At 62.9% G+C, this 22,540-nt stretch carries 22 protein-coding genes; 14 read left to right on the top strand and 8 right to left on the bottom strand.

The annotated features are described in order from the left end of the window. Nucleotides 1-3: 3 nt before the first annotated feature. The 5 genes from CT676_RS03320 (at nucleotide 4) to CT676_RS03300 (ending at nucleotide 5,621) form a co-directional block, all read left to right on the top strand. A complete protein-coding gene (locus tag CT676_RS03320; protein ID WP_135213835.1) occupies nucleotides 4-522 on the top strand; it encodes a YcnI family protein in 519 nt (172 codons plus the stop codon). Further along, nucleotides 522-2,084: a CopD family protein gene (locus CT676_RS03315; protein ID WP_135213834.1), complete on the top strand. Its 1,563-nt coding sequence runs from the start codon at nucleotides 522-524 to the stop codon at nucleotides 2,082-2,084. Before CT676_RS03320 ends, CT676_RS03315 begins: the two co-directional genes overlap by 1 nt. Before the next feature lie 151 nt (nucleotides 2,085-2,235). Beyond that, nucleotides 2,236-3,555 (top strand): proline--tRNA ligase, encoded by a 1,320-nt coding sequence (gene proS, locus CT676_RS03310; RefSeq protein WP_135213833.1) that lies wholly within the window; start codon nucleotides 2,236-2,238, stop codon nucleotides 3,553-3,555. Between the two features lie 73 nt (nucleotides 3,556-3,628). After that, nucleotides 3,629-4,909, top strand: coding sequence for a lipoprotein-releasing ABC transporter permease subunit (locus CT676_RS03305; RefSeq protein ID WP_014494909.1), 1,281 nt, complete (start codon nucleotides 3,629-3,631; stop codon nucleotides 4,907-4,909). Between the two features lie 7 nt (nucleotides 4,910-4,916). Next, nucleotides 4,917-5,621: an ABC transporter ATP-binding protein gene (locus tag CT676_RS03300; RefSeq protein ID WP_028153958.1), complete on the top strand. Its 705-nt coding sequence runs from the start codon at nucleotides 4,917-4,919 to the stop codon at nucleotides 5,619-5,621. A gap of 131 nt (nucleotides 5,622-5,752) precedes the next feature. Here the strand turns inward: CT676_RS03300 and CT676_RS03295 are convergent, their stop codons facing one another. Next, complete coding sequence (locus CT676_RS03295; protein ID WP_167767919.1) at nucleotides 5,753-6,832, bottom strand: zinc-binding alcohol dehydrogenase family protein; 1,080 nt, start codon at nucleotides 6,830-6,832, stop codon at nucleotides 5,753-5,755. A gap of 109 nt (nucleotides 6,833-6,941) precedes the next feature. Between CT676_RS03295 and CT676_RS03290 the strand changes: the two genes are divergently transcribed. After that, complete coding sequence (locus CT676_RS03290) at nucleotides 6,942-7,721, top strand: helix-turn-helix transcriptional regulator (RefSeq protein WP_085400303.1); 780 nt, start codon at nucleotides 6,942-6,944, stop codon at nucleotides 7,719-7,721. An 83-nt stretch (nucleotides 7,722-7,804) separates the two neighbouring features. On the opposite strand, the gene CT676_RS03285 is transcribed toward CT676_RS03290, so the two are convergent. Beyond that, nucleotides 7,805-8,104: a hypothetical protein gene (locus CT676_RS03285; RefSeq protein ID WP_063983013.1), complete on the bottom strand. Its 300-nt coding sequence runs from the start codon at nucleotides 8,102-8,104 to the stop codon at nucleotides 7,805-7,807. 205 nt (nucleotides 8,105-8,309) lie between these two features. Further along, nucleotides 8,310-9,743 (bottom strand): DUF1254 domain-containing protein, encoded by a 1,434-nt coding sequence (locus tag CT676_RS03280; protein ID WP_135213831.1) that lies wholly within the window; start codon nucleotides 9,741-9,743, stop codon nucleotides 8,310-8,312. 903 nt (nucleotides 9,744-10,646) lie between these two features. Between CT676_RS03280 and CT676_RS03275 the strand changes: the two genes are divergently transcribed. From CT676_RS03275 to CT676_RS03260, 5 genes are all read left to right on the top strand, one after another. Further along, nucleotides 10,647-11,390, top strand: a complete 744-nt coding sequence (locus tag CT676_RS03275) for a hypothetical protein (protein ID WP_135213830.1) — start codon at nucleotides 10,647-10,649, stop codon at nucleotides 11,388-11,390. 193 nt (nucleotides 11,391-11,583) lie between these two features. Continuing rightward, nucleotides 11,584-12,045, top strand: a complete 462-nt coding sequence (locus tag CT676_RS03270) for a nuclear transport factor 2 family protein (protein WP_063983016.1) — start codon at nucleotides 11,584-11,586, stop codon at nucleotides 12,043-12,045. A 61-nt stretch (nucleotides 12,046-12,106) separates the two neighbouring features. After that, nucleotides 12,107-12,283, top strand: a complete 177-nt coding sequence (locus tag CT676_RS45115; protein WP_244623055.1) for a hypothetical protein — start codon at nucleotides 12,107-12,109, stop codon at nucleotides 12,281-12,283. Continuing rightward, a complete protein-coding gene (locus CT676_RS03265; protein ID WP_244623054.1) occupies nucleotides 12,280-12,621 on the top strand; it encodes a hypothetical protein in 342 nt (113 codons plus the stop codon). Before CT676_RS45115 ends, CT676_RS03265 begins: the two co-directional genes overlap by 4 nt. A gap of 334 nt (nucleotides 12,622-12,955) precedes the next feature. Further along, nucleotides 12,956-13,549 carry a DUF6647 family protein gene (locus CT676_RS03260; RefSeq protein ID WP_135213829.1) on the top strand — a complete coding sequence of 198 codons (594 nt, stop codon included), beginning with the start codon at nucleotides 12,956-12,958 and terminating at the stop codon, nucleotides 13,547-13,549. Nucleotides 13,550-13,877: 328 nt separating this feature from the next. Here CT676_RS03260 and CT676_RS03255 read toward each other — a convergent pair whose 3' ends face one another. Continuing rightward, a complete protein-coding gene (locus CT676_RS03255; RefSeq protein WP_223153533.1) occupies nucleotides 13,878-14,879 on the bottom strand; it encodes a tripartite tricarboxylate transporter substrate binding protein in 1,002 nt (333 codons plus the stop codon). 287 nt (nucleotides 14,880-15,166) lie between these two features. Here CT676_RS03255 and CT676_RS03250 point away from each other — a divergent pair, with 287 nt between their 5' ends. Continuing rightward, nucleotides 15,167-16,780: a winged helix-turn-helix domain-containing protein gene (locus CT676_RS03250; RefSeq protein ID WP_167767918.1), complete on the top strand. Its 1,614-nt coding sequence runs from the start codon at nucleotides 15,167-15,169 to the stop codon at nucleotides 16,778-16,780. Nucleotides 16,781-16,831: 51 nt separating this feature from the next. Here the strand turns inward: CT676_RS03250 and CT676_RS03245 are convergent, their stop codons facing one another. The 3 genes from CT676_RS03245 to CT676_RS03240 form a co-directional block, all read right to left on the bottom strand. Next, nucleotides 16,832-17,755 carry a hypothetical protein gene (locus CT676_RS03245; protein WP_244623053.1) on the bottom strand — a complete coding sequence of 308 codons (924 nt, stop codon included), beginning with the start codon at nucleotides 17,753-17,755 and terminating at the stop codon, nucleotides 16,832-16,834. Beyond that, on the bottom strand, nucleotides 17,719-18,102 hold the full coding sequence (locus CT676_RS45110) for a hypothetical protein (protein WP_244623052.1): 384 nt from the start codon (nucleotides 18,100-18,102) through the stop codon (nucleotides 17,719-17,721). The genes CT676_RS03245 and CT676_RS45110 overlap by 37 nt, the downstream gene beginning before the upstream one ends. 138 nt (nucleotides 18,103-18,240) lie before the next feature. Beyond that, nucleotides 18,241-19,650: a PLP-dependent aminotransferase family protein gene (locus CT676_RS03240; RefSeq protein WP_135213828.1), complete on the bottom strand. Its 1,410-nt coding sequence runs from the start codon at nucleotides 19,648-19,650 to the stop codon at nucleotides 18,241-18,243. 109 nt (nucleotides 19,651-19,759) lie between these two features. On the opposite strand from CT676_RS03240, the gene CT676_RS03235 reads away from it, so the two are divergent. Together CT676_RS03235 and CT676_RS03230 are read left to right on the top strand one after the other, a co-directional pair. After that, nucleotides 19,760-20,221, top strand: coding sequence for a carboxymuconolactone decarboxylase family protein (locus CT676_RS03235; protein WP_135213827.1), 462 nt, complete (start codon nucleotides 19,760-19,762; stop codon nucleotides 20,219-20,221). A 50-nt stretch (nucleotides 20,222-20,271) separates the two neighbouring features. Further along, nucleotides 20,272-20,910 carry an HD domain-containing protein gene (locus tag CT676_RS03230; RefSeq protein WP_135213826.1) on the top strand — a complete coding sequence of 213 codons (639 nt, stop codon included), beginning with the start codon at nucleotides 20,272-20,274 and terminating at the stop codon, nucleotides 20,908-20,910. Nucleotides 20,911-20,917: 7 nt separating this feature from the next. Here CT676_RS03230 and CT676_RS03225 read toward each other — a convergent pair whose 3' ends face one another. After that, nucleotides 20,918-22,225, bottom strand: coding sequence for an MFS transporter (locus CT676_RS03225; RefSeq protein ID WP_167767917.1), 1,308 nt, complete (start codon nucleotides 22,223-22,225; stop codon nucleotides 20,918-20,920). Nucleotides 22,226-22,540 lie beyond the last annotated feature (315 nt).

Here is a 22,540-nt window from a genome sequence, read left to right as displayed (position 1 = left end):
AACATGTCGAAGAGATCCTGCCTGTTCCTGATCGCCGCGCTGGCCGCGTCGCCTGCTGCGGCGCATATCACGCTCGAGACCAAGCAGGCCACGGTTGCTTCCTACTACAAGGCCGTCTTCGCCGTGCCGCACGGCTGCGCGGGTTCGCCCACGGTGAAGATCAGGGTGCAGATTCCGGAAGGCGTGATCGCGGTGAAGCCGATGCCAAAGGCGGGCTGGAGCGTTGACGTCGTCGAAGGCAAGTACGCCAATGAATACGACTATCACGGCAACAAGCTTGCCTCCGGCGTCAAGGAGGTGGCCTGGTCCGGCGGCAAGCTGCCGGATCACAATTACGACGAGTTCGTCATTAGCAGCTTCCTGACCAACAGCCTGAAGCCGAACACGACGCTGTATTTCCCTGTCGTCCAGGAGTGCGAGACCGGCGTCAGCCGCTGGATCGAGATCCCGGCGGACGGGGAAGGGCATTCGCATGAGGGCAAATCGCCGGCACCCGGCGTGAAGCTCCTGCCAAAGCCCTGATGCGCCTGCTCGCCGCGCTCGCAACACTCTTCTGCGTTGTCGGATTCACGACCGGCGCGTCTGCACATGCGGCGCTGGTCGCAGTCGAGCCCGCAAGCGGCAGCATGCTTGCGAGCGCGCCGAAGGCGGTGGAGCTGCGCTTCAACGAGGCGGTAACGCCGGGCGCAATCCAATTGATCGACGGCGCCGGCAGGGCGAGGGACGATGCGCGCGTCAGTGCGTCTGGCGAAACGATCTCGGTCGCGATGCCGCCAGACCTGCCGCAGGGCACTGCGGTCGTCAGCTATCGCGTGATCTCGCAGGACGGCCATCCCGTCGCGGGATCGGTGATCTTCTCGATCGGCATGCCGACGGGGACGCAACCTCCCGCCAATGCCGATCGCGGGTTGAACGTGCTGATCTGGCTTGCGCGGGTCGGTCTTTATCTCGGGCTGTTCGTCGGTGTCGGAGGCTTGTTCTTTGCGCGCTGGGTTGCGTGGTCGACGACGGGCATGACCGTTCCACGCGTAGCGCTCGCCATCGGCATTCCGAGCGCCGCTGTCTCTCTCGGGGTGTTAGGCCTGGATCTTCTCGGGCTGCCGCCAGCGGCTCTCGCGACGGCCGCCCCCTGGAAAGTCGCGTTCGCGACCAGCGCCGGCCCCGCGCTGCTGGTTGCGATTGCCGCGATGCTGCTCGCGTTGATTGCGCTGCGCAGCGCATGGTATGCGCGCGCTCTTGCGATCATCGCGCTGGTCGGCGTCGGTCTGTCGCTTGCCATGACCGGGCACGCCGCAACGGCCCCGCCGGAGGCGTTGACCCGGCCGGCGATCTTTCTCCACGGCCTCGGCGTCACCATCTGGATCGGTGCTCTCGCGCCGCTGGTCGCGCTGGTGTCGAGTCCGACGACTGCGACGCTTCCCGTCGTGAACCGCTTTTCCCGCATCGCTGCGCTGGCGGTCGGCGTGCTGGCCTTGACCGGCCTCGCACTCGCGATCGTTCAGCTCGAAAAGCCGGTCGCGCTGGTCGAGACCCGCTACGGACTCATCCTCTCGATCAAGCTTGCATTGGTCACGGGATTGCTGGCGCTCGCCGCGCTCAATCGGTTCAGGCTGACACCGGCCCTGGCCCGGGACGGGAATGGGACGCCCGCGCTCAAGCGCTCGATCCTGCTGGAAGGCGCGATCGCACTCGCCATCCTTGCCGTCGTCGCCGGCTGGCGCTTCACCCCGCCGCCGCGGACGATCATTCCCGAGACGCCTTTGGCGATCCACGTCCACAGCGACAAGGCGATGTTCCAGGTTCTGGTGTCTCCTGGGAAACCCGGCGTCGACGATTTTGTGCTCCAGCTCATGACCGGCGAGGCCACGCCGCTGATCGCGAAGGAGGTGACGCTGACCCTGAGCCTGCCGGAGCGCGGCATCGAGCCGATGGAGCGGGGCGCCTCGCTCGAGCCGGACGGCTACTGGCATGTGCGCAAGGTCGAGCTTCCCTTCGCCGGTCGCTGGCATGTGCGGATCGACGCCCTGGTGACCGATTTCGAGAAGGTCACGCTGGAGGACGAACTCGATGTGGGGCTACCTTAAAGCGTGCCGGTGCAGTTCATGCTGAACCTGAAGGCAACGGAAAAATGACAGGAATTCCGCCGCCTTAGCGGCTTTTCCTCATTCCCGGTCTTGTGTTTTCGCTCCCAATCCGCTTTCACTGCAGGCGATCACTGATTCCCAGAGTATTGCCATGCGGTTGTCGCGATTCTTTCTGCCCATCCTGAAGGAAAATCCGAAAGAGGCGGAGATCGTCTCGCATCGGCTGATGCTGCGCGCCGGCATGATCCGGCAGGAGGCGGCCGGCATCTATGCCTGGCTGCCGCTCGGCTTCCGCGTGCTCAAGAAGATCGAGCAGATCGTGCGCGAGGAGCAGGACCGCTCCGGCGCGCTGGAACTGTTGATGCCGACGCTCCAGCTCGCGGACCTCTGGCGCGAGAGCGGCCGGTATGACGCCTATGGTCCGGAGATGCTGCGCATCGCCGACCGCCACAAGCGCGAGCTGCTGTATGGGCCGACCAACGAGGAAATGATCACCGAGATCTTCCGCGCCTACGTCAAGTCCTACAAGAACGTGCCGCTCAACCTCTATCATATCCAATGGAAATTCCGCGACGAGCAGCGTCCGCGTTTCGGCGTGATGCGTGGCCGCGAGTTCCTGATGAAGGACGCCTATTCCTTCGACCTCAACGAGGCCGCAGCGCGCGTCTCCTACAACAAGATGTTCGTCGCCTATTTGCGCACCTTCGCGCGGATGGGGCTGAAGGCGATCCCGATGCGCGCCGAGACCGGCCCGATCGGCGGCGATCTCAGCCACGAGTTCATCGTGCTTGCGGAGACTGGTGAATCCGGCGTTTTCATCAATCGCGACGTGCTGGACCTGCCGGTGCCGGGCGAGGACGTCGACTATGACAGCGACCTGACGCCGATCATCAAGCAATGGACCTCGGTCTATGCGGCGACGGAAGACGTGCACGACGCCGCGCGCTTCGAGCAGGAGGTGCCTGCTGACAAGCGGGTGAACACCCGCGGCATCGAGGTCGGGCAGATCTTCTATTTCGGCACGAAATATTCCGACGCGATGAAGGCGCTGGTTGCGGGCCCCGACGGTGTCGATGTGCCGATCCATGGCGGCTCCTACGGCGTCGGCGTCTCGCGCCTGTTAGGTGCCATCATCGAGGCCTGCCATGACGATGCCGGCATCAAATGGCCGGAGGCGGTGGCCCCGTTCCGCGTGTCGATTCTCAACCTCAAGCAGGGCGATGCCGCGGTCGATGCGGCCTGCGAGAAGCTCTACGCCGAGCTCACCGCCAAGGGCGTCGACGTGCTCTACGACGACACCGACCAGCGCGCGGGCGCCAAATTCGCCGCCGCCGACCTGATCGGCATCCCCTGGCAGATCATGATCGGGCCGAAGGGCCTCGCCGAGGGCAAGGTCGAGATCAAGAAGCGCAGTGACGGCTCCCGCGAGACGATGTCGCCTGCGGACGCGGTCGCCCGGCTGGTCGGCTGAATATTGTTCATCGCGCGATATCGCGGCCGCCAATCCGGCCACAATTGACCCCGAATCATGGGATTATCGAGCGATGGATGAGACCATGACCGAGACCAAGCAAACCGCGCCATTTGCGCCATTCGAGTGGATGCTGTCGGCGCGCTATCTGCGGGCGCGCCGCAAGGAGGGATTCATCTCGGTCATCGCCGGGTTCTCCTTCCTCGGCATCATGCTCGGCGTGGCGACGCTGATCATCGTCATGGCTGTCATGAACGGCTTCCGCAAAGAGCTGCTCGACAAGATTTTGGGCCTCAACGGCCACATCCTGGTGCAGCCGCTGGAATCGCCGCTGACCGACTGGAAGGACGTCGCCGACCGCCTCAGCCAGGTCCAGGGCATCCGGCTCGCAGCGCCCGTGGTCGACGGCCAGGCGCTGGCGTCCTCGCCGTGGAACGCCTCGGGCGTCCTGGTGCGCGGCATCCGCTCCGATGACCTCAACAACCTCACCTCGATCGCCAAGAACATCAAGCAAGGCTCGCTCGAGGGCTTTGACGACGGGCAGGGGGTGGCGATCGGCCGCCGCCTCGCCGACCAGCTGTCGTTGCATGCCGGTGACAGCGTGACGTTGGTGGCGCCGAAGGGCGCAGTCACCCCGATGGGCACGACGCCGCGCATCAAGCCCTACAAGATCGTCGCGGTGTTCGAGATCGGCATGTCCGAATACGATCTCGGCTTCGTGTTCATGCCGCTGGCCGAAGCTCAGGCCTATTTCAACCGCAGCAACGACGTCACCTCGATCGAGGTGTTCACCACGAACCCCGACAAGATCGACGCCTTCCGCAAGGCGGTGACGGAGGCCGCGGGCCGGCCGGTGTTCCTGGTCGACTGGCGGCAGCGCAACTCGACCTTCTTCAACGCGCTCCAGGTCGAGCGCAACGTGATGTTCCTGATCCTGACCATGATCGTGCTGGTCGCCGCGCTCAACATCGTCTCCGGCCTGATCATGCTGGTGAAGGACAAGGGCAGCGACATCGCGATCCTGCGCACGATGGGCGCCTCGCAAGGCTCGATCATGCGCGTCTTCCTGATCACGGGTGCCTCGATCGGCGTGGTCGGGACGCTGGTCGGCTTCTTCGTCGGCCTCGTGATCTGCCTCAACATCGAGTCCATCAGGCAATTCCTGTCCTGGCTGACCAGCACCGAGCTGTTCTCGCCGGAGCTCTACTTCCTGTCGAAGCTGCCCGCCGAGATCGACGTCGGCGAGACCACGGCGGTCGTCATCATGGCGCTGACGCTGTCGTTCCTTGCGACGCTGTACCCGTCGTGGCGCGCCGCGCGCCTCGATCCCGTCGAAGCGCTGCGGTACGAGTGAGGGGCTGATGGAGAGCCAGCAGGGGGCGGAAGATGTACCGGTCATTTATCTCCACGAGATAAAGCGGCAGTACTTGCAGGGCGAGGTGCCGCTGACGATCCTCGACAACGCCAAGCTCGCGCTGTGGGCCGGGCAATCGGTGGCGCTGGTCGCGCCGTCGGGCTCGGGCAAATCGACGTTGCTGCACATCGCAGGGCTGCTTGAAGCACCCGATTCCGGCGAGGTCTACGTCAACGGCGCGCCGACCTCGCAGCTGCCCGACATCGAGCGTACCCAGCTCCGCCGCACCGATATCGGCTTCGTCTATCAGTCGCACCGGCTGCTGCCGGAGTTCTCGGCGCTCGAGAACGTGATGATGCCGCAGATGATCCGCGGCCTGAAGAAGTCGGAGAGCGTCAAGCGCGCCAAGGAGATCCTCGGCTATCTCGGCCTCGGCGACCGCATCACCCATCGGCCCGCGGAACTGTCGGGCGGCGAGCAGCAGCGCGTCGCGATTGCGCGCGCGGTCGCCAACGCGCCGCGCGTGCTGTTCGCGGACGAGCCGACCGGCAACCTCGATCCGCACACGGCCGATCACGTCTTCCAGGCCCTGATGCAACTGGTCAAGGCGACCAAGGTCTCCATGCTGATCGCGACCCACAACATGGAGCTCGCCGGCCGCATGGACCGGCGCGTGTCGCTGTCGAACGGCCAGGTCGTCGAGCTCGAATAATAAAAACTGCGAAAACAACCCCATGCACAGTAGCCGGCCTTGGCCGGCTACGATCGGGGGTGACGCCTTCCAGCCATTTGACATGTCGAGCCTATCGGCTGCGACGGCGCATCGCCGCAGCGGCGGGGCCGTTATGGCCTGATCACCGTCAATCTGAACGGCCCGCCATTCGCTGCGGCGTGTTCCACCGCCTCGTTGACGTGGTCGAGGTCGAACGCCGTCGCCTCGTATTCGTCGAGCCGCAACAATCCCGCGCGCACCAGCGCGATCAGGCGGCTCGCCGCATCCGGCGGATACATCCAGACGCCGTGGATGCTGATGCAGTTGCGCATGATCCAGGGGTAGGGCAGATCGAGGCCCGCGCCGCCCGCCATGCCGACGCCGCCCATCAGCACGACGCGACCGTAAGCGCGCACCGTCATGATCGCCGCGCGTACGACGGTCGTGCTGACCGAGGGCGGCATGATGTCGAATACGCAGTCGATCGGCCCCGGCGCGGCGCGCTTCATGCTTTCGCAGTCGTCGCTCTCGTTGCCGGTGAGCTTCACCGGCTTCACCCGATCGCCGAAGCGGCGGACGAGGTCGGCCAGAATCCTGTCGTTGCGACCGGGCGCGACCACGCAGGCCGCGCCCATCGCGAGCGCGACGGAGACGGCCGCGCTGCCGAAATTGCCGGTGGCGCCGCTCACCAGCACGGTCTCGCCGGGCTGAAGGTTGGCGGCGAGGAAGCCGCCATAGGGCACCAGCGCCGTCCCCAGCGCGCACCATTGCGAGGCTTCCGCGGACGTGATCGCGCCAAGCCGCTTCACATTCTCGGTCGGCACGCGCATCCGCTCGGCATAGGAGCCGTGGCGAAAATGCCGTTGCAGGCGCATACCGCCGGGGCCGGCGGCCGTGAGCCCTTGCAGGGCGATATCGGGCGCCACGATGTCATCGCGCGAACGCACCGTCGGGTCGCAGAACACCCAGTCGTCAACGGCGAGCTTGGTCGCGTCCGGGCCGATCGCGCACACCCGGCCGATGCCGCCGGGACCCGGGATGATCGGCAGGTCGAGCGCGTAGTTTCGTTCGCCGCTGAAAACCTCGTTCATGTAGGACAGGACGCGCGTGGCGACGACGTCGACGATGACCTCGCCGGTGCCGAGCACCGGCTCCGGCACATTCTCGATCACCAGCGGCGATCCGAAGGATTTGAGTACGGCAGCTTTCATGATGTTCACCTCAAAGTCGGGTGAAAGGGCATATGCGCCGCCTTGGAAAGGTCAGGAAGGCCTGGTATTATCCTAGTATTACGAAGGCCCTCCATCGGAGCGCAACATCATGGCCGACCCGCGCCGTATCGAATTCGGCGACTTCCTGCGGTCCCGCCGCGAAAAGCTGACGCCGAAGACGGTCGGTCTTCCCGCGGGCAGCCGCCGGCGCACCGCGGGCCTGCGCCGCGAGGAGGTCGCCCAGCTCGCCGGCATCGGTGTCGACTGGTACATCCGTCTCGAGCAGGGGCGCACCGTCAGCCCGTCGGTCACCACCGTCGATGCGCTCGCCCGTGCGCTGCGGCTGAGCAAGACCGAGCATGCGCATCTCAAGGCGCTGGCGCGCGACGGCGACAAGCGGGCGTTCACGCGCGAGATCGTGCCGCCGCCGATCCTGCGGCTGATCGAGAGCCTGCCGCATCCGGCCTATATCACCGGGCGGCGCTGGGACGTGCTGGCCTGGAACGAAGCCGCCGAGCAGGTTTTTGCGTTCGGCCGGTTACCGGAGGAGGATCGCAACACGATGCTCCTGATGATGACCAACAAGCAGACGCGCAAGGCTTACGGCGCGGGCTGGGCGGAGGTCGCCAAGCGCATGGTCGCGATGTTTCGCGCCACCCACGACGTCTGGGCCGGCGATCCCGCCTTTGCGGAGTTGCTGACGCGGCTGCGGCAGGGCAGCCCGGAATTCGTCAAATGGTGGGAAGCCCACGAGATCCGCAGCACCGCCTCGGGCCTCAAGACGATGTCTCATCCAACTCTGGGCGTGCTCCATTTCGAGCACACGAGTTTTCAGGCCAACGACGATCCCGCGCTGAAGCTCGTGATCTATACGCCGGTCGGAGCGTAGAACGCAGTCATCAGATCGGGAAGGCCACCGGCATATGTCCGGCGGCCTCCGCGCTTATTGTGGTTTGCGGGGCGGCGCCCCGACTAGAGATCGATGCTGACGGCGATGTTGCGGCCCTGCAGTTCGGCAATCTTCATTCCATCAGCCTGCAGCTGCGCGAACTCCGGGTCCTTTGCCACGGCCTCCTGCACCTTGCCGTAGACTTCCCAATTGGAGTAGCGCGTCGTAACCAGCAACTCTCCTGCCCAGTGACCGGTGTGGAAACGGGAGAGCCGAAGAAACTCGGCACCGTGTTTTTCAAAGATTTTCTTTGCCTGCCGGATGATCTGGACCGTTTCCTCGACCTTGTCGGTTTTGAAGCGAGTAAATTGAACGATCGGCATGGGCTACCTCCATAGCTGTGTAAACTGTCCAAGAGGCATGTATCGAGCGACATTTGAGGAGCGAACCTCCCGTTCGATCTCGATGAAGGTTCGTCTTCGGCGGCGTGATCCTGGTTCAGGCTTCGCGGCGGAATCAACTCTGCCCTTTCTCGGGCGCTTTAAATGCGCCGCGCGTGCCTTGCCCAGCCGGGCTCCCTTGGCATTGTCATTGCTGCCGGCCAACGGTTTCACTATCGACCCGCTTGATGGCGGGTGGATTCCACACGCCGGTCAATGCCTCCGACTTTGGCGCATAAAGACGCATGGTGAGGTTGAACGGGCTTGTGGGCGCGGGCAGCCAGTTGGCTTCGCGATCGCCGCCCGGATTGTCATTCTGGACGTAGAGCGTGAGCGATCCGTCGGCGTCGCGCTTGAACGGCATCCAGCTGCTCACCGCAAAGCGATTGAGTGGATTGGCAACCTGGAAGCCTTCATCGTCATACAGGGTGATTGACCAGAATGCCTCGACCGGCGGCACCGCGTCCTTGGCAAAGCGGACGATGTATTTGTTTGCGCCGTCGAGCGGCTTGCCGTTTTCATCGCCAACACTGTTCGGGTAGATCGCGTCCTCCGGCAGATTAGCGCCGAGTCCGAGCTGCGCGACGATCGCGCGCTTCAAGTAGTAGTTACCGTAGACGCCCATCGTGTCCGTGTTCATGGACCAGTGATTTGTGACGCGCGCCAGCGTAGGGACTTTCCATGCCATCAGTTTTTGCGCCTGAGCCGGCGCATCCTCGATAGCTTTCCGTATCGTCGCATCGGCTTTGGTCATATCGAACGTCTTGCCCGGTTCGAGCCCTATCCGCGCCATGCGCGCGATGATCGGCTCATCTGTGATGTGTGGCGGGTGGACCTTGGATAGCTCCGCCGCATAGGCAAAAAACTTATCGCCTGCCATCGTGTCGACTTGCAGCTTCGGCGGCGTCTTGACGTCAACGTTGGGATCGATGGTCTGTGTCACGGCGACCGGGGGCTTACCCCACCCAGATAGCGGTGTGATCTTGTACCCCTTCTGCACCTCGTGAACCGGAGCATAGTCGGCAGGACCATCGGTCTTGGTGCGGCCGATGATCCAGACATAAGGCGTCGGCGCGTCGATACGTGCGAATCCCGCCGGCACGTTTCCGTTCCAGCCCGGCGGCACGACCAGGAAATTCGCTGCCTTGGTGCCTGTCGTACGCCATCCCGGCGACGCGAACACATCGGTCCACATGTCGAGCATCGGCAGCAGGTAGTAGCGGCCACCGGTATCGGGAACCGAAACGACCATGGGTTCGCGGGTCAGGTCGAGCCAGGCGCTCGAATACAGCGTGTCGAAATTGGGCCGCACCACCGCCTTCATGTCTGCGGTCGGGTAGGCCTGGATATTGTCGAACGTGTTCGGAGGACCGCCTATTGCCGCAGTTTTGGGATCGGAATTGATGAGCTGCTTGCGCGTCAGGTCCATCGTCACGAGCGGATAGAAGTAAACATAGGCCTCCGCAGCGATCGCTTGTGCCTCTTCCGCAGAAATCGATTGAGCGGCGCTCGGGGTCGATGTCGACACGATGAGACTCAAACCCGACAGGATCGCAGCAAGCGACAACAGATGCTTTTGCATAAGGGTTCTCCAGAAATTCGCTGCATTGGCCGAGTGGGGCGATGTAGTGCTGCCACTGCGGGTGTTTTCCTATTCCCTCCAACTCAGGCAAAGGAGGTTGAGCCAGCTAAGCGGCGAAGCGCCGCGTTCTGGTTGATCTAGATCAAGGGACGTCCGCCGACGGGTCACGAGCGGCGTTGCTCTGACGGATCGCTGCGCTCCGCTTGGCCCTCAAAAGCTGACGCCAGGCGATCGTGAGCCGACGCCCGAGACCGGCGTTTAGATGACGAGCTTCAGCGCCGGATCGTCATTGGATTGCAACCTCGTGTGCTCGAAATGGAGCAGCCCTTCATCCGATGATTCATCGTCTTGAGGTCGGACGCTGACGATGTGAGCCCATCTGCCGAGAATAGCTCGATGAATACTCCGGCGTTTGCGCGCGGCCGATTGTGATAGGCACAGGGATCGTCACGTTGCCCGGTGAAATACGGAGTGGCGATGCGGGCGAGGGCGCGGCCGACGGACGCGCGACGGCGCGATCGGGCGATTGTCGCCGATGAGCTTGCGGCGAACAGTCGCGGCTTGTGACCTATGACAAACGTCTGCGGCCTCAGAGTGGTGTTCGCGGCGAAGCGCGATCGAGTGATCGCAATGCACGCTGGTGGGCGGAGTTGCTGATTGTACCGAGGGACTCGTGGTGCTACGTTTGAGCACGTCATTCCGTTTCGGTTTGATGCGGCGGGCGATCGGGCTTACGGACCGCCGCCCGTTCATTTGAAGTTGGAATAGTTGAGCCAATCGTGTCCCGCCTCCGGCCCCCCTTTTGAGTGCGGTCGGACGATGTTTTTCATTGGCCTCCGTTCTTCCCATTGACTCGGAGGCGGGCTTTTTTCAGTTGAACTTTGCAGCAAGTCGATCTTCGACATGTGCATTCTGACAAGCCACGCGGATCGTGCCGCACCACATCACCATCTGAACGCGAGGTGGGGCAGCCATTGCTTGATGGTTGCATTGCTCTGTGCCGCTTCCTTGTTTCAGTTCGCGCCCAGGGCGTGGGGACAATGCTCGGCGCGCGACGTGTTACAGAATCAACTGAAACTCGGCAAAGTTCGTGCAGTTGATTTGCCGCAAAAACTCATCGGGTCCGCCCGCGACGTTCCGACTTGGAAGACGATTGCGGTCGGCACTTTTGGCAACTCCTTCGCGTTGCGCAATGCATTGGATGCCGTGGGTTGCAATATCGGCGGGTTGGCCGCGGAAGTTCTCGCTCGACCGGCATTTACCGTCAGTTCTAACAAGATGGACGTGGAGCTTTTGGTGGTATCCGCGGTCCAGCTCGGCTTCAAAACCGATAGCGTGCCTCTGGCCGTCATTTACGCGCGGGCCCGACAACTCGGCCTTGAACTTGCTGCCGCGGAGGTCGGTCCGCAATTGCGCCTTCAATATCTTGATCAGCCCATGGGCGAATTCCTCATCGTGGGAATGCAGCCGATCAAGACGTGGAGCGGAGAGCCCGTGGTTCTCAACGTGGCAAATGGCGGAGCCGGATTGATCCTGATCGGCCAGGACGGCCGAGATGACGCTGAAATACCGGCGACCTCCCGTTTTCTTTTCGTGCGGCCGCCTGACCTTAGCGGCGGAATCGCGGCCGCTCTGCTGCCACCATGAAGACGAACAACCAAGTTTCGAGCAGCGCTGACTGCGGAGAAAATTCCTTGCGTCAGATCAAGGGAGATTTCCTGTCCATGGAGAACAACGAGGCTGCCGGCTCAAATGCAGCGGCGTCGGGAGTTCACGGGGATGGAGGCAAGCCTCGTCTCAAGTCTCGTCTGGAGCGGCGTCAACAGTAGGGAGTGACATCATGCGCGGATTCGGAGCTGTATGCATCTCACTGTTACTATCGGCAATTCCTGCGACTGCGTCAGATCAAAATCTCAAGGAAGAACTTGGAAAGATAGGTTCAGCATACGAGCAGTACTTCAGCAACAAGGACGCTGCCGGGATTACTTCGCTTTACACCAAGAACTATATGCGTGTGACGGAAGACGGCGTCGTGGACAATGCCAGATACTATGAGAACGCTTTCAAGGCGGGAGTCAGTCGCCTCGAGGTCAAGACGATCGAGGTTCAGTCATTGTCAGAAAGCATGGCTTTGGTCACCGGCGAATCTCGCGTTACCGGCAACAGCGAGACAGGCGCTCCCATAGACTTCACCGTTGTTTGGACCGCTCTCGATGTTCGTGAGGACGGGCAATGGAAGATTCGCATGCTCACGTCGGTCCCCAAACCGCCGCCGCCCCAGCCGCAGCAGGCCGCAAAGTAACTCAAGGCAAAGCCTTCTCTGCCCGCAATCGTTCTCTGCGCCACCCCAAAGGGAGTCAACGATGGCCATTTTGCACGCAAACCTCGCATTGCTTTTAGTCGCATCAGTTCTGGCAACGACGAGTGTCCAGGCTCAGAGCATGCCGCCGGAGGGCCCCGTCTCGGTCATATTCACCGCGACGCCGATTCCTGCTCCCAAGCCGATGGCGATCGGCGCGGCAGAGAATTTGCTGTCATGAACCAAGCCATGGCAGCCTCAAACGAGGCGGGAAATCCTGTACTCAACAACATGGGTGGACGTTGTCAGCTCAGCCGCCTGACGGATCCGTCTGCGAAGACCGCCGAAATTCACGGGTTCTGTACTTACGTCGACAAGGACGGCGACCAGTTGTTCGAGCAATGCGACTGGATGCCCGCATCCCCCAACAATTGCAACATAACGGGTGGGACCGGCAAATTCGAAGGTCTCCAGGCCGCGCTCGTCGTCACCATCGACCCTCTCAAGAGCAACTTCGATGGCATCAGTCAGGTCATTGGCCACAAGAAGGGGACGTACAAGTTCGTCAAGACGAACTAGGCTCGTCCGCCGAATTCCAGCGGGCGTACGGCCTTGATTGCTGCAGTTCGGGATGCCAAGGCAGCAACGTCTTCTGAACGGTTTGCCCTGGCGCTCATGTCCGATGTCACGCACTAGCGACGTGGTTCCGTCGTCTGCTGAACGGCCGGCCGGTGTCCCGGTGAAGTACGAGGTACGCCGCTCGCCAGCATGTTCGGTGACCGGCGGCGTTGTGAGTTCTTTGGGTGTGAATGGGTTCACAACGACGTCGCCAGGCAAGTGCTATGTTCCAGCCATTCTACTGCCGACTGATTTTCTGAAGAGTGTTTTTCGAACAGCCTCTGAGGAGAGGGTCATGTTCAAGCAATTCCTCTTGGTCGCGGCGATAGCCTCCCTAACGTTAGCCACATCCTCTAAAGCCGATTGCGAATATGCTTTGGAGCGCGGCGCGTCCGCCGAGTCGCGTTCGGTTTCGTTGCATTCTGATGCAGCTCAACTTGCGGAAGGCCTGTTGGATGACATTGTGACTTGGCTCTCATCGAATTTCGACCTGCCTGCCATCAAGCAGCGTCCCGTCGTTGAATTTGCGTCGAAGATGGAGCTTGCGAGGTTGCGTGCAAGGGACCGTACTTCTTCGCAAGGCTTCATGGAAAGCGATGGGCAACTAGCTCAGCGCGAGGTCGTTGCACTTTACGACAACGAGACGAGAACGATCCTGCTTCCTGATGATTGGGGCGGCACTTCGCCGACCGACCAATCGGTCCTGGTACACGAAATGGTCCATCACCTTCAGAATGTTGGAGGGCTCAAATTTGTCTGCCCACAGGCGCGAGAGAAGTTGGCCTACCTGGCTCAGGATAAATGGCTGGAGCGGTTCGGACTTAGCCTGGAGAACGAGTTCGACGTCGACATGTTCACGGTGCTGATAACTTCGGCATGCATGTATTGATTGTGACCGGTCGATCCCTGTCGCTGTCGAACGATTGCCTTTCCAAAAGGAGCGCAGTGCCAAGATCATCTCGTACGTACCAGCAAGATCTTCAGCGGATTTGATTGATGGCCAGACTCCTGGCGGTCCTCGCAGTTGCATTGGCAATCCTGGCGATGGCTCCGGGGCAGCAGAATCAGTTTGTACCGCTGCCAACAGGACCAATGCCAGCGGTGCTTGTTCCCTGAGTTCTCCTGAGGTGACGGGTTCATCCATCGAGCCGGTGGCGCACAGGTCCGCTCCTGGCCCGCGGCGATCTGCAAGGCGGACGGGCGCCGGCATCTGCACGCTATTCAGGCGTCAGCCCCAATGCCTTCACGGCAGCCACCAAGGGAGGCGTTTCGCTGTCGTACAGCTTTCTGAACGCGATATGTCCTTGAGCGGACTCATCGATGCCGTACGCGTCGAGCAGCTTCTGTATCTTGTCAGTCTTGCCGGCTTCTACCATCAGGCCGGAAACACGCTCCACGATGTCCTGCGGCATGCCGATGGGACCGGCAAGAAAGGCGTAACCGGTCATAGCAAAGAGCTCGGACTCGGCACCCTGCTCGAAAAATGTGGGAACGTCGGGAAGCTTTCTGCTCCGCGTCCTCGTCTGCACGGCGATTGCCCTCCCAACTCCGGATTCCAGCGCGTTGACGGCATTGGCGTAACTCCCCATCGCCGCCTGGAGCACGCCGGCCGCGAGGTCCTGCCACATCGGCGCTTCGCCGCGGTAGTGCACGGCTTTCATCTGCAGCCCGTACTGCTTGTTGAGCTCTGCAACGACGATATGAGGGTAGGAGCCTGCGCCGAAGGTCCCGACGTTGGTCACGTTCCTGCGGGCGTATTCGACGAACTCCTTTAAATTGGTGGCATTGGTCGCCTTATAGGCGACCAATGGCAGGTATCCTGCCGACATGCTGGAAATGAGCGCGAAGTCCCTGTCGGCGTCGTATGGCAAAGTCTTGAATAGCACGCGGCTTTGCACCAGAGTTGCGGTGATGGCGAGGAGTAACGTGTAACCGTCCGGTGGCGATTGCTTCACGGCTGCTGCAGCGATCGAACCGCTGGCACCCGCCTTATTCTCAACTATCACCGGCTGGCCGAGCTTCTGGGAGAGGTATTCGCCGTAGACGCGCGCGAGGGTGTCCGCAAGTCCGCCGGCGGGATAGGCGCAAACAATCTTGATCGGCCGGGAGGGCCAGGTCTGCGTCCACCCGCTATCATGATACGACAAAGCGATGGTGGCTGCGCCGGTTGCGATGAAGGCGCGGCGCGTGATCTTCAATGCCATCACGGTCTCCATCATGTTTGTATTCCGAGGACGCGCGTCGTGGCGTTGCTGCCGGTCCTTCAAGCGGACGGCCCTACGTTGAATCCTGAGCCGCTGCTCGGGGCACTGCTGCGCGGTACGGCAAGCCGTTGGTCGTGCTCATGGATTGCTTCCTGAGCAAATTGTGCCGTCCCGAGGATGGTAGCAGGCCATGGGCGGGCGCTCTTGACATTCTGCTTACATTCTCTTCACCGCCGGCTTATTCTTGCGCTGCAACCGGCGCGAGAGACCGACGGGGGAAAGCCACCCAGGGAATTGCCAGCTTGCGGTATCTCTTCGACGAGTACGCATTCGACACCGACCTTCGCGAGCTTTACCGCGGGGCGCACGTGGTCTCGGTTGCGCCGCAGGTGTTCGACCTGCTCGACTACCTGATCCGCAACAGGGAACGGGTCGTAAGCAAGGACGACCTCATCAAGACCATCTGGAACGGCCGTGTCGTGTCCGATGCGGCACTGACGACGCGGCTGAACGTCGCTCGGAGTGTGATTGGCGATTCCGGCGAAAAACAGCGTCTCATCAAAACCCTGCAGCGCAAGGGCTTCCGTTTCGTTGGAACGGTGCAGGAAGTGCAGCGGCCCGCAGACGCGGCGCCCACAGCCGATTCTGGTGAACAGTTTCAGGGTACCGCTGATCCAGATCGGTCCGATGCCGCGACAGTTGCGATGTCGATTCCTGCGCCACGCCTTTCCATCGTCGTACTGCCGTTCGCGAACTTCGGAGGCGATCCCGAGCAGGACTACTTCGTTGATGGCGTGACCGACAGCCTGACCACGGACCTTTCGCGCATCAGTGGTTCATTCGTGATCGCGCGTAACACCGCTTTCACCTTCAAAGGCAAAGCCGTCGATGTAAAGCAAGTCGGACGCGAGTTGAACGTCCGCTATGTGCTCGAAGGTTCCGTGCAACGAGGCGGCAATCGGCTTCGGGTGAATGTTCAGCTGATCGATGCCGAAACCGGCAATCACCTATGGGCCGAGAGGTTCGAGAAACCCGTCGCCGACCTGTTCGACATGCAGGACGAGATCGTATCGCGGCTCGCAAACACGCTAAATGCCCAGCTCATTCAGGTTGAAGCGCGGCGAGCGGAACGTTCAACCCATCCCGATGCAATGGACCTGTATTTCCAGGGCTGGGCTTACGAGAACAATGGGACGACCCCGCAATACATGACGCAAGCGCAGGCCTTTTTCGACCGCGCCCTGGCACTCGATCCCGACAATATCGAGGCGCTGGTCGGCTCGGCGCGGGTTGAAGCGGCGCTTGGGGCCAATCTTGTCACCGACGACTGGAAAGCGCACTTGGCGGCGGCCGAGGCAGCCTCAACCAGGGCTCTGTCCCTTGCGCCAAACCATGCTCGGGCCCGTAGCATCCTGGGTCTGGTCCAATCATTTAGCAACCCGGCCCGAGCCATCGCTGAATGCGAGCGGGCGTTGGCACTGGATCACAATTTGGCCGACGCTCATGCCTTCATCGGTCTCGCCAAGTTTTTTCTCGGTCGCAGTAGCGAGACCGAGGCCCATATCCGCGAGGCGCTTCGCCTCTCTCCTCGCGATTCCTACGCCTACCGGTGGTTCATGTTTGTCGGTCTCGCCAAATTGTTTCTCGGCGCCGACGTGGAAGCGGTTGCCTGGCTGCGCCGGAGCATCGAGGCCAACCGAAATCATCCCCTCCCGCATTACTATCTCGCCGCTGCGCTGTCGCTGCTCGGCTCACCGGACGAGGCGCGGGCCGCCGCACAGGCCGGCCTTGTGCTCAATCCGACCTTCACTCTCCGCCGCTACCGGGCCCGCGTGACGAGCGACCATCCGGCTTATCTCGCCGGGCGCGAGCGTGTGTATGAGGGCATGCGCATGGCCGGGGTGCCGGAGGGATGAACGGCAGGAGGTTGCCGGTGCGCGCCCAACAAGGATCGGGCGCTCCTGGGCTTACGGCGACGGCACGGTCGAAGGCGGCGCGGTGACGTTCGGCAGCGGAGTTGCTGGCCAAGGGCTTGCCGGCCAGGGACCTTTCGGCTTGGCCGCGACCGACGAGCACGCCGCCGCAAGCTGAGTCCGCATCGACGCCAGGCCCGTCAGGTCGATGTCGAATTTCGCGACGTCCACCTTTTCGTCCGGCATCGGCGTGGTCCGCCGGACATGGAGGGAGCGGGACGCCATGATCGCCTTGACCATGTCAGGGTCGATGCTGCCGCTCCACATCTCGTACTTCGCGGCCCGCACCGGAAAACCTCCGGCCTCCTGGTCCTTGTCGGCGTCCGCCGTCATCATGATCGTACTTTTGCCGACGCTCGCCTCGTCGATCTCGCCCGCGAACATCAGCGGCATGCGGTTCCTGGTTTCGCAAAACATACGCCATTCCATCGTCCCGAACGAAGAGCCGCTTTCCTTCTTCACCACCGCGATCTTGCTGATGAACGGCCGCGTTGCCTTCTCCAGCCTCCACATTCCTTCGGCAAACGGTCGCGTGTCGATTCCGAAACGATAGAGCTCGGCTCGCGTCAGCATATGCAGGCTTTCGAACTTCACGGTCCGGATGAGACCGTCGAGCTCGCGGCTGATCCCCATCGCCGCGATGAACGCAGCGCGGTCGCGGTCGGCGTTCGCGATCCGGCGCTGCCTGTATTCCGCGACCGCCTGCGGCGCCGGATGCCCGTGAAAGACGAGGACCAGCCTGGAGTTATGGACTGCCAGGGCGGCGTCGGGAGCGACCTCGCGTGATGTCGCGCCGAGAAACAGGTAACCGCAGGCCGAGTTGCACATCGCATGGTAGGTCGTGAGCTCCGCCTCGACCTCGCCGCCGGCGGCCTTGGTCTTCAGGCATGCGGCGTCCACCGTGTGCCGGCGGCGCACGCCGTCGCGATCGTCCGGCCGACCCGCGCGACCGCCTTGCGATTGCGCAGCAGCCGGCCGATGACGTAGGACTGCTCCACGTTCCCGCCGGGCGAATGAAGGTAGATCGGACGCTGGGTGTCCTTGACGCCGGCCAGGAAGCGGCGAATGCGCTGGCTGGCGTCCCCATCGATCTCGCCCTCGATGGCGATCCAGCGGTCGCAGCCGGGCCCGCACGCGTCCGGTGCCCCCTTGGCAAGATAGATCGTCAGCCTGTGCGCAAATCCGGGATTTTCGGACGGCGTTTCCTCGGCATGCAGCGCGCATGGAAGCAGCATGGCCACGAGAAACAAAATACGGGCAAGCATGTAACGACTGGGCCACGCGCAGTGAAGATAGACGTCGACGTTACATGATGATCGGCGCGCCTACAACTTTTGGTGGCATGCGGACGCGCGTTTATTGCGCCGGGCGGCACATCGTGCTTTCTCGAAATACAGCGTTCGTCACGTCAGACGATCGATGATTTCGAATAGCCTGTCGCAGGAAGCCTCGATCCGCTTTTGCGGAGATGTGGCGATGCCCAGCAACAGACCGGGGCGCGCCGAAGCCGTGGACGCATACCAGAGCGACAGCGGAGTAGGCGCCAGCCCGAACGATGCCGCTTCCCTGGCGATGGCGAGATCGGGCGCTCCATCCGGCAGCTGCAGGACCGCTGCCAATCCGGCAAGCGCAACATTGGCGGTGCGCGTCCGAAGCTGTTTCAGCAATGCATCGCCTTGCGCGGCGTAGACCCGCTTCGTGCGCCGGAGATGCCGCAGATAATGGCCCTCGCGCATGAAATCGGCGGTGGCGAGCTGCACTGCGGGCCCGGGCGCCGGCGCGAGGCACGCCGCGGCTTCGGCAAATCGCGACGCCAGAGCGGCCGGCGCAACGACAAAGCCGAGCCGCAGGGCAGGGGTCACGGTCTTGCTGAAAGAGCCGATGTGGATGACGCGACCCGCGCGATCGAGCGAGGCAAGTGCCGGCGTGGCTCGGCCCTTGAGCTGCAGCTCGCTGAGATAGTCATCCTCGATCACCCACGCCTTGCGTCGGGTGGCCCAGTCGAGCAGGCGCGAACGCCTCGCCAGCGACAATGTGGATCCGAGTGGCGCCTGCTGCCCGGGCGTCACGACAACCAGCGCCGCGTCGGGAGCATGTTTCAGGCCGTAATCGACATCGATGCCGTCAGCGTCGACCGGGATCGGCGCGATCGACAGTCTGGCAAGCGCGAGACCGTGCCGCGTGAAGGGAAAGCCCGGATTCTCCATCCAGACCTTCGTCTTTGACTCGAGGCCGAGGACACGGAGCGCCAATCCGAGGCCGCCGCTGAAACCGCTTGTGATGATGATCTGCGACGGCGTGCACGCGACCCCGCGCGCCAGCGCGAGGTAGGCTGCGATCTCGCGTCGCAAGTCGAGCTCGCCGCGCGGATCCGGATAGATCGGCGGCGCGCTCATTTCGACGCGAACCGCCTGCGCGCGCATCCTTGCGAGCAGCGTCGCAGGAAAAGTCTCTTGCGCGGGCACGCCCATCTGGAAGATTGCCGGCCCCGCCGTGAGCTCCTGGTACATCTCCATGAACGAGCCGGGCGCCGGGGCTTTGTCCTTGCGAACGGGAAAGGACGGCCGATCCGCGACATGCGTGCCGGTCGCGCGTGACGCGACAATCAGTTGGGCGGAGGACAGCTTTTCATAGGCCGCGCGCACGGTGCCCCGCGCGACGCCAAGCTGGGCTGCCAGGTCCTGCCAGGAGGGCAGACGCGCTCCGGGTGCGAGCACGCCGTTCGCGATGGCGGCCCTGATGCCCCCATGGATCTGCTCGGCCAGCGGCGTCTTCGCAGAGCGATCCAGTTCCAGCCGCAGCGGTTTGGTCATGCCCCTTGGTACACGATTTTCGTGCGTTCTTGGTGCTTTTTTGTGGACCAGGGCAGGGGCATTTATGGCAGAGACACGGGCCGGGCATCGATCATCAAGGAGCAGGACAATGACAGGGCGTCTCGACTACGACCGTATCGCGCCGGCGGGTGTGAAAGCGCTGGGCGGCGTGTACGGCTACATCATGCAGAGCAATCTTCCTGCGGCGCTGATCAACCTCGTCTATCTGCGCGTATCCCAGATCAACAACTGCGCCTACTGCCTCGACATGCATATGCGCGATCTGCTCAAGAGCGGGGCGAAGATCGAAAAGCTCGCTCTGCTGCAGGCGTGGGAGGAAGCCGGCAATCTGTTCGACGCGCGCGAGCGCGCCGCCCTCGCATGGGCCGAAACGGTGACCCGCGTCGCGGATACCGGCGTGCCGGATCAGGCCTATGAAGCCGCGCGCGGGGTCTTCGAGGAGCGCGAGCTCGTCGACCTCACCATCGCGATCGGTCTGATGAACACGTATAATCGTATGGCGATCAGCTTCCGTAAGACGCCGCAGGCCGCCGTCGAGAAGACAGCCTGACGGGCCACGAACGGCATCGGCCGACGTCAATGCAAGGCAGGAGTTAGAAAATGACGAGCGTGATTTCCGGCGTGAAAATTCCCGACAGCCAGCTGGCGCGCGAGGCCGCCGAGCTGGTGCGCAGCTACGAAGACGAGATGCTGTTCAACCATTCGGTCCGCGTCTACGTGTTCGGCGCGATGAAGGGGCTGCGTCAGAAGCTGAAATTCGATTCCGAGTTGCTTTATGTCGCGGCGCTGTTTCACGACCTCGGCCTGGTCGATCACTACCACACCGAAACAAAGCGATTTGAGGTCGACGGTGCCGACGCCGCGCGGGACTTTCTCCGGGCACGCGGCATCGCCGAGCCGCAGGCCGATCTGGTCTGGGACGCGATTGCGCTGCACACCACACCCGGCATTCCGGAATATATGAGACCGGAAATCGCCCTCACGAGGGCAGGAGTTGTGGTGGACGTCGGGGCCGTTGGATATGACGAGTACACGCCGGAGCAGCGCGATCAGGTGATCGCTGCGTTCCCGCGCGGCGATTTCAAGAACGAGTTTCTGAAGGTGCAGACCTGCTCAGCGCTGAAGAAGCCGCAGACGACATTCGGGACCGTCAATTTCGACTATATCCAGGATCACGATCCCAGCTTCCACAAGCCGAACGTGTGTACGCGCATCCGCAATACGCCCTGGCAAAGCTGAGCTGCCGCTAAGCCACCGGATCCCTGACGGCATCCGAACGGCTTCGGTCATCCGGCGCCAGCGGTGGCGCCGGCCGCGCGGGAGCGTCCTTCAGCAAGGCAGCGTCGCTCGAGGCGTCCTCGACCGGCGCGGCTCGGGCCTCGCGCGCGGCGACGATCCAGATCAGGAAGCCAAGAAGCGCGAGCGAGGCTCCGACGGGACCGGTGGAGGTCCAGCCCAGCCCCTCGCGAATGGCAAGGCCGCCCAGGAACGGGCCGAGCGCATTGGCGGTGTTGAACGCCGAATGGTTGAGCGCAGCAGCGAGCGCCTGCGCGTCTCCTGCGACGTCCATCAGCCGCGTCTGCAGGATGGCGCCGAGCGAGACGCTGGCGCCGATCGCGAAGACGTCGGCCGCAAGCAGCCAGGGATTGCCGGCGGCAAGCGGAAACACCAGCAGCGCGACCGCAGCAAACAGCAGGATCACGCCCGCCGTCGGCATCAAGGCGCGGTCGGCAAAGCGCGGCACGAACAGATTGCCGAGCGTTGCGCCGATGCCGAACACGGCGAGGAAGAACGGGATGACCGCGGTGCTGACCTTGGTGACCTCAATCAGCGTCGTCGCGAGATATGTATAGACGGCGAACATGCCGCCAAAGCCGATGGCGCCGATCGCCAGCGTGATCCAGATGCGGCCGTTTCGGAGCGCACCGAGCTCGCGCAGCGGATCGGACCGGCCGGCCGCATCGCGCGGCGCGAACAGCGCGCACAGCAGGACCGTGATCAACGCCAGCACCGACACGAGGCCGAAGCTCGCGCGCCAGCCCATCGCCTGGCCGATCAGATTGGCCAAGGGCACGCCGATGATCGTGGCAGAGGTCAGGCCGAGCATCACCTGGCCGATCGCCTGCGAACGGCGGTGTTGCGGAACGAGCGAGGCCGCGACCAGCGCGGCGATGCCAAAATAGGCGCCATGCGGCAATCCCGACAGAAATCGAGCCGCGATCATCCAGCCGAAGCCCGGCGCGAGAGCGGTGAGCGCGTTGCCGAGCGCGAACACGGCCATCAGGGTCAGCAACTGGGTGCGCCGGGCGAACCGCGCGCCAAGCACGACGATCAGCGGCGCGCCCAGCACCACGCCGAGCGCGTAGGCACTGATCGCGTGCCCCGCGGTCGGCTCGTCGATCCCGAGGTCGGCAGCGAAGAACGGCAGCAAGCTCATCGATGCGAATTCGGTGGTTCCGATCGCAAAGCCACCCATCGCGAGCGAGAACAGGACGATGGCGAGGTGAGGCGGCGCTGAGGCGCGGGGCGAGGTCGCGTGAGGCGAGGTCGTCATGTGTCCTGCATTGGTGGCGTCAACGGGAACCAGCCCAGCGAACGTCGCCACCCCTGCAAGATTTGTCGTCGTACTTAAACCTGCACCAGCTCGCGTCAACATCGGAGGCGCGATGCAAGGCATGCCGCATATCAGCGTCCCGATTTACGGGTGGCGCGATCCGGACGCGTCGCGCACCAACCTGCGGCCTCATCGGTGCGCTTCGGCCTTCCGGCGACTTTCGCTATCCACTCTACAGACGGGGTCGACACGCCTGAGGGTAGAACAGTTGCATAGCTGCACCAAAGTGTATTGGCGGTTGAGGCGGTCGGCGCG

The sequence above is a fragment of the Bradyrhizobium sp. MOS001 genome (genome assembly GCF_004634465.1).
GTDB lineage: Bacteria > Pseudomonadota > Alphaproteobacteria > Rhizobiales > Xanthobacteraceae > Bradyrhizobium > Bradyrhizobium barranii.
This window is presented reverse-complemented; position numbering and strand designations above follow the sequence as displayed.

What these genes read in the sequence shown, in the direction of transcription:
- CT676_RS03230 (WP_135213826.1), top strand. Translation starts at nt 20,272, where the DNA reads ATGACGAGCGTGATTTCCGGCGTGAAAATTCCCGACAGCCAGCTGGCG.
- CT676_RS03295 (WP_167767919.1), bottom strand. Translation starts at nt 6,832, where the DNA reads ATGAAAGCTGCCGTACTCAAATCCTTCGGATCGCCGCTGGTGATCGAG.
- CT676_RS45110 (WP_244623052.1), bottom strand. Translation starts at nt 18,102, where the DNA reads ATGCTTGCCCGTATTTTGTTTCTCGTGGCCATGCTGCTTCCATGCGCG.
- CT676_RS03260 (WP_135213829.1), top strand. Translation starts at nt 12,956, where the DNA reads ATGTTCAAGCAATTCCTCTTGGTCGCGGCGATAGCCTCCCTAACGTTA.
- CT676_RS03300 (WP_028153958.1), top strand. Translation starts at nt 4,917, where the DNA reads ATGGAGAGCCAGCAGGGGGCGGAAGATGTACCGGTCATTTATCTCCAC.
- CT676_RS03265 (WP_244623054.1), top strand. Translation starts at nt 12,280, where the DNA reads ATGAACCAAGCCATGGCAGCCTCAAACGAGGCGGGAAATCCTGTACTC.
- CT676_RS03225 (WP_167767917.1), bottom strand. Translation starts at nt 22,225, where the DNA reads ATGACGACCTCGCCTCACGCGACCTCGCCCCGCGCCTCAGCGCCGCCT.
- CT676_RS45115 (WP_244623055.1), top strand. Translation starts at nt 12,107, where the DNA reads ATGGCCATTTTGCACGCAAACCTCGCATTGCTTTTAGTCGCATCAGTT.
- CT676_RS03320 (WP_135213835.1), top strand. Translation starts at nt 4, where the DNA reads ATGTCGAAGAGATCCTGCCTGTTCCTGATCGCCGCGCTGGCCGCGTCG.
- CT676_RS03305 (WP_014494909.1), top strand. Translation starts at nt 3,629, where the DNA reads ATGGATGAGACCATGACCGAGACCAAGCAAACCGCGCCATTTGCGCCA.
- CT676_RS03235 (WP_135213827.1), top strand. Translation starts at nt 19,760, where the DNA reads ATGACAGGGCGTCTCGACTACGACCGTATCGCGCCGGCGGGTGTGAAA.
- CT676_RS03255 (WP_223153533.1), bottom strand. Translation starts at nt 14,879, where the DNA reads ATGATGGAGACCGTGATGGCATTGAAGATCACGCGCCGCGCCTTCATC.
- CT676_RS03275 (WP_135213830.1), top strand. Translation starts at nt 10,647, where the DNA reads ATGTGCATTCTGACAAGCCACGCGGATCGTGCCGCACCACATCACCAT.
- proS (WP_135213833.1), top strand. Translation starts at nt 2,236, where the DNA reads ATGCGGTTGTCGCGATTCTTTCTGCCCATCCTGAAGGAAAATCCGAAA.
- CT676_RS03270 (WP_063983016.1), top strand. Translation starts at nt 11,584, where the DNA reads ATGCGCGGATTCGGAGCTGTATGCATCTCACTGTTACTATCGGCAATT.
- CT676_RS03315 (WP_135213834.1), top strand. Translation starts at nt 522, where the DNA reads ATGCGCCTGCTCGCCGCGCTCGCAACACTCTTCTGCGTTGTCGGATTC.
- CT676_RS03285 (WP_063983013.1), bottom strand. Translation starts at nt 8,104, where the DNA reads ATGCCGATCGTTCAATTTACTCGCTTCAAAACCGACAAGGTCGAGGAA.
- CT676_RS03280 (WP_135213831.1), bottom strand. Translation starts at nt 9,743, where the DNA reads ATGCAAAAGCATCTGTTGTCGCTTGCTGCGATCCTGTCGGGTTTGAGT.
- CT676_RS03240 (WP_135213828.1), bottom strand. Translation starts at nt 19,650, where the DNA reads ATGACCAAACCGCTGCGGCTGGAACTGGATCGCTCTGCGAAGACGCCG.
- CT676_RS03290 (WP_085400303.1), top strand. Translation starts at nt 6,942, where the DNA reads ATGGCCGACCCGCGCCGTATCGAATTCGGCGACTTCCTGCGGTCCCGC.